The organism is Pseudomonas sp. RW407, from assembly GCF_003176655.1.
Taxonomy (GTDB): Bacteria; Pseudomonadota; Gammaproteobacteria; order Pseudomonadales; family Pseudomonadaceae; genus Pseudomonas; species Pseudomonas delhiensis.
Map to the genome: position 1 here is coordinate 92328 of NZ_QGSL01000107.1, position 4930 is coordinate 97257.

Annotated in this window: 6 protein-coding genes; 3 read left to right on the forward strand and 3 right to left on the reverse strand. The window is 68.9% G+C overall.

Annotated features, from left to right (window positions below; translation table 11 throughout):
• The 3 genes from DK254_RS34415 to DK254_RS24365 form a co-directional block, all read left to right on the forward strand.
• The coding region (locus tag DK254_RS34415) for an energy transducer TonB (RefSeq protein WP_177412127.1) at positions 1–186 on the forward strand (186 nt) is incomplete at its 5' end.
• A 31-nt stretch (positions 187–217) separates the two neighbouring features.
• Positions 218–934, forward strand: a complete 717-nt coding sequence (locus DK254_RS24360; protein WP_109935915.1) for a MotA/TolQ/ExbB proton channel family protein — start codon at positions 218–220, stop codon at positions 932–934.
• 1 nt (position 935) lies between these two features.
• Positions 936–1337, forward strand: coding sequence for a biopolymer transporter ExbD (locus DK254_RS24365; protein ID WP_009616955.1), 402 nt, complete (start codon positions 936–938; stop codon positions 1335–1337).
• A gap of 336 nt (positions 1338–1673) precedes the next feature.
• Here DK254_RS24365 and DK254_RS24370 read toward each other — a convergent pair whose 3' ends face one another.
• From DK254_RS24370 to DK254_RS24380, 3 genes are all read right to left on the reverse strand, one after another.
• Positions 1674–3284, reverse strand: coding sequence for an arylsulfatase (locus tag DK254_RS24370; protein ID WP_109935916.1), 1611 nt, complete (start codon positions 3282–3284; stop codon positions 1674–1676).
• Between the two features lie 165 nt (positions 3285–3449).
• Complete coding sequence (locus tag DK254_RS24375; RefSeq protein WP_089393134.1) at positions 3450–4277, reverse strand: ABC transporter ATP-binding protein; 828 nt, start codon at positions 4275–4277, stop codon at positions 3450–3452.
• Positions 4274–4930: ABC transporter permease (locus DK254_RS24380; RefSeq protein WP_146219678.1), on the reverse strand; the 657-nt coding region annotated here is incomplete at its 5' end. The genes DK254_RS24380 and DK254_RS24375, both read right to left, overlap by 4 nt.

A 4930-nucleotide genomic window follows, 5' to 3' on the forward strand; every position in this document is an offset into this window, starting at 1 on the left:
CTGCGCGTCCACGTGCTGGCCAGCGGCGGCCCGAGCGAAATCCAGGTGCAGACCTCCAGCGGCCGCGAGGCCCTCGACCAGGCGGCGATCAAGGCCGTGCAGCGCTGGAAGTTCGTACCCGCCAAACGCGGCGACGTGGCCCAGGACGGCTGGGTCAGCGTGCCCATCGACTTCAAACTGAATTGATCTGCGACGAGTTCGCACAGGAGAGAACCCCATGAGTCTGCCCCTCAACCCCGTGGAATCCGTCGAAGGCGCGGTGATCTGGCTACTGGCCGGCTTCTCCGTCCTCACCTGGAGCCTGGCCCTGGTCAAGGGCATCCAGTTCGGCCGCCAGAAATCCCAGGACCGTCGCTTCCAGAAGCAGTTCTGGGGCGCCACCAGCCTCGAATCGGCTGGCGAGCAGTCCGCCGGCCAGCCCGGTGCCGGCGCCCGGGTGGCCCAGGCCGGCTTCGCCGCCATCCAGGTGCCCGACGGCAACCAGCACGACCTGACCCAGTCGATCAACCACCAGGACCGCCTGGAACGCGCCCTGCGCCAGCAGATCCAGCGCGAGCGCCGCTCCCTGGAATCGGGCCTGGCGGTGCTCGCCTCGATCGGCTCCACCTCGCCCTTCATCGGCCTGTTCGGCACCGTGTGGGGCATCATGGAAGCGCTCAAGGGCATCAGCGCCGCAGGCTCGGCGAGCCTGGAGACCGTGGCCGGCCCGATCGGCTCGGCGCTGATCGCCACCGGCGTGGGCATCGCCGTCGCCGTGCCCGCGGTGCTGGTCTACAACTACTTCCTGCGCCGCCTGAAGCTCACCGCGGCCGACCTCGACGACTTCGCCCACGACTTCTACAGCCTCGCCCAGAAGAGCGCCTTCCGCGTCATCGTCCACCCCGCCGCGGCCAAGAAGCCCAGCGTCGGCAAGAACGTGAAGGAGGCGAGCTGACATGGCCTTCTCGACGCAGGACAGCGACGAGGTTCTCTCCGAGATCAACGTCACTCCGCTGGTGGACGTGATGCTGGTGCTGCTGGTGGTGTTCATCGTCACCGCGCCGCTGCTGACCAACGCCATCCCGATCAACCTGCCCAAGACCGAATCGGTGGCCCCGCCAGAACAGAAGGACCCGCTGGTGGTGAGCATCGACGGCGCCGGCAAGTGGTTCATCAACAAGGACGAGATCCAGCCCGAGCTGCTGCAGGGCAGCCTGGAGGCGGCCAAGGCCAAGGAACCGGAGCTGCGCGTGCAGCTGCAGGCCGACGAGGGCGTGAACTACGGCCAGGTGGCCAAGGCCATGGCCTCGATCGAGAAGGCCGGGATCACCAAGCTGTCGGTGATCACGGCGCGCTAAGGCGTTTCATCGCTGTTCTTCGTTGCAATACCCCATCGAAACATCCGTTCTTCCAGGTCGCTTTCTTCAACTCAGGCAGGGGAAAGCGGCCTTTTTTTATCTTCGCGAAAGAGCCTTGGGGTCGGTCATATCGACCGTAGGGCGCATAACGCCTACGGCGTTATCCGCCGTTCCCAACGACGAATCACCGCGGATATCGCCATTCCCATGTAGGAGCGCGCCCTGCGCGCGATTCGCGGGCAGGGCCCGCTCCTACAACTGTGCCTCCCTGGTACCGCGGACTACAAAACAAAAACCCCAGGCATCGCTGCCCGGGGCTTTTCGTCGCTCAGCGCATCACTTCACCAGGAACGGCGACGCCCCCTCCACCACGCCGGTCTCGTTGACGTACTGCTTCCAGTGTTCGATCAGCTCGGCCAGCTTGCCCGGCTGGGCCTCGGCCAGGTCGTGGACCTCGCCCGGGTCCTTGGCCAGGTCGTACAGCTGCCAACTGGCCGGGCCCACCGGCGCGGGGATGTACACCGCCTTCCAGTCGCCCTGGCGGATGGCGCGCATGCCGAACAGCTCCCAGCCGGTCACGGTCTTCTCGTCATGGGCGCGCTCGGTCTCGCCGGACAGCCAGCCCAGCCAGGACTTGCCGCGCGGCTCGGCGACCTCGCGGCCGCGCCAGCGCTTGCCGGGGTGGCGCACGCCGGCCAGGTCCAGGAGGGTCGGGGTGATGTCCATGACGGTGGCGAACTGCTCGCTGATCACGCCCTGGCGCGACAACTGCGGGTAGCGCACGAAGGCCGGCACGCGGATGCCGCCCTCGGTGGTGAAGGCCTTGAACAGCCGCGACGGCGCGGTGGCCGCCTGGGCCCAGCGCGGGCCGTACCAGACGTAGGAGTTGGCGCGGCCGATGTTGTCCAGGCTGTTGTCGTAGTGCTGGTCGAGGAAACCCAGCAGGTCCGGGCCGAATTTCGGGAAGGCCTCCAGCAGCGCACCCTCGGCGCCGTTGTCGGACATGAACAGGACGAAGGTGTTGTCCAGCTCGCCCTGCTGGCGCAGGTAGTCGACCACCCTGCCGATGTTCCAGTCCATGCGCTCGACCATCGCCGCGTAGACCTCCATGGCCCGCGCCGACTTCGCCCGCTCCTCGTCGCTCAGCGCCTCCCACTCACGGCTGATGGCGACCACCGGGTGCGCCTCGACGTCGTGCGCCACCAGGCCCAGTTCCTTGAGCCGCGCCAGGCGCTCCTGGCGCAGCGCCTCGGGGCCGGCGTCGTAGCGCCCGCGGTACTTGTCCACCACCTCCTTGGGCGCCTGCAGCGGCCAGTGCGGCGCGGAGAACGGCAGGTAGGCGAAGAACGGCCGCGCCTGGTCGCGTTGCTTGAGGTACTGCAGCAGCTTGTCGCCGAAGGCATCGGAGGAATAGAAGCCCTCGGGCAACTGGTCGATGAACTGGTCGTCCTCGATGTAGAGCGCCGGCGTGCCTTTGAGGATGCGCGGCGTGCTTTCATCGTAGGGCGGCTCGTAGCCGTAGTGGTTGGCGGCGCCGGGCAGCAGCGAGAAGGAACGCTCGAAGCCGCGCGCGTGGGGCGCCTGCTCGGCCTTCAGGCCCAGGTGCCACTTGCCGGCCATCAGCGTCTGGTAGCCGGCCTCGCGCAGCAGTTCGGGCAGCACCACCACGCGGTCGTTGAGGTAGCCCTCGTAGCCGGGCTTGCCCTCCAGCTCCGGGGTCAGCACCTCGGCCATGGTGCCGATGCCGGCGATGTGGTGGTCGGTGCCGGTGAGCAGCATCGAGCGCGTCGGCGAGCAGGTCGGCGCGGTGTGGAAGTCGGTCAGGCGCAGGCCGGCATGGGCCAGGGCGTCGAGGTTGGGCGTGGCGATCTCGCCGCCGAAGGCGCCGATGTCGGAGAAGCCGAGGTCGTCGGCGACTATCACCAGGAAGTTGGGGCGTTTGCTCATGTCGGGACTCGGGGGTTGGGAGGTTTCATGTAGGAGCAACTGTCTTGCAGGCCGCGCCGGGGTGTTCTTCGTAGGAGCGAGCTTGCTCGCGAACCGCATGGCACCGCATTTGTTCGCGAGCAAGAACTAGGCGTCCGCCTCGCTCCTACGAAAAGAAGAGACGCCTCAGCAGGCGATGAACTCGAACGGCAGGTTCTCCACCCGCCTGGGTTGCGGCGCGACGTAGTCGCCATCGCCGGTCAGCTCGTGCAGCAGCTCCTCGCGCAGGCGCAGGAAGTCGAAGCCGCCGCGCTCGCGCGGGTGTGCCAGCGGCACCTCGACGATGCGCTTGATGCGCCCCGGGCGCGGCGCCATGACCACCACGCGGTCGGCCAGGAACAGCGCCTCCTCCACGTCGTGGGTCACCAGCAGGGTGGTGATGCGCTCGCGCTCGCGGATGCGCAGCAGTTCCTCCTGCAGTTGCTGGCGGGTCAGCGCGTCGAGGGCGCCGAAGGGTTCGTCCAGCAGCAGGATGCGCGGGCTGGCCACCAGCCCGCGGGCGATGGCCACGCGCTGGGCCATGCCGCCGGAAAGCTGGTGCGGGTAGGCGCGGTGGAAGGCCGACAGGCCCACCAGCTCCAGGTAGTCGGCGACCTTGCGCGCCTTGCCGGTCTCGCTCAGCGGCTCGTTGACCAGGCCCAGGGCGACGTTCTGCTCCACCGTCAGCCAGGGGAACAGGCGGTGCTCCTGGAACACGATGCCGCGCTCGCCACCGATGCCGTCGATGGCCTTGTCGCCGATGCGGATCTCGCCGCGATACTCGCGGTCCAGGCCCACCAGCAGGCGCAGCAGGGTGGACTTGCCGCAGCCGCTGGCGCCGACGATGGCGATGAACTCGCCCTCGGCGATGTCCAGGTCGAAGCGCTGGATGGCCTCCAGTTGCCGGCCGTCCACCGGGAAGCTCTTGCCGACCTGGCGGAAGCTCACCAGCGGCGCGGAAGTGAAAGCGTTCATGCGTGTCTCCAGCGCGTGGCGCGCGCTTCGATGCGTTGTCCGAGGGCGCCGAGCAGGGCGCCGGTGAGGCCGACCAGGAGCATCCCGGCGCTGACCAGGTCCATGCGGAACAGCTGCTGGGCGCCGATCATCAGGCTGCCGATACCGCCGTCCGAGGGCATGAAGTACTCGGCGCCGATGGTGCCCAGCCAGGCGTAGATCAGGCCCAGGCGCAGGCCCGCGAAGATCGACGGCGCCGCCCCCGGCAGCACCAGCCGGCGCAGGCGCTGCCAGCTCGACAGGCGCAGCACCCGGGCCGCCTCGCCCAGTTGCGCCGGCAGGCTGGCGATGCCGCGCTGGGTGGCCAGCAGCAGCGGGAAGAAGCTGGCCAGGGCGACGAACACCACCTTGGCCGCCTCGCCCAGGCCGAACCAGGCGGTGAGTAGCGGCACCCAGGCGAAGATCGCAACCTGGCGCAGGGCCGAGAACGACGGGCCGAGCAGGCGCTCCGCCGGGCGCCACAGGCCCAGCGCCAGGCCCAGCAGGAAGCCGGTGCCACCGCCCAGCAGCAGGCCCAGCAGCGAACGCTTCAGGCTGGCCAGCAGGGCCGTGGGCAGGCTGCCGTCGAGCAGGCCCTGCCAGGTGGCCTCGACCACCGCGGCGGGGCTGGCGAG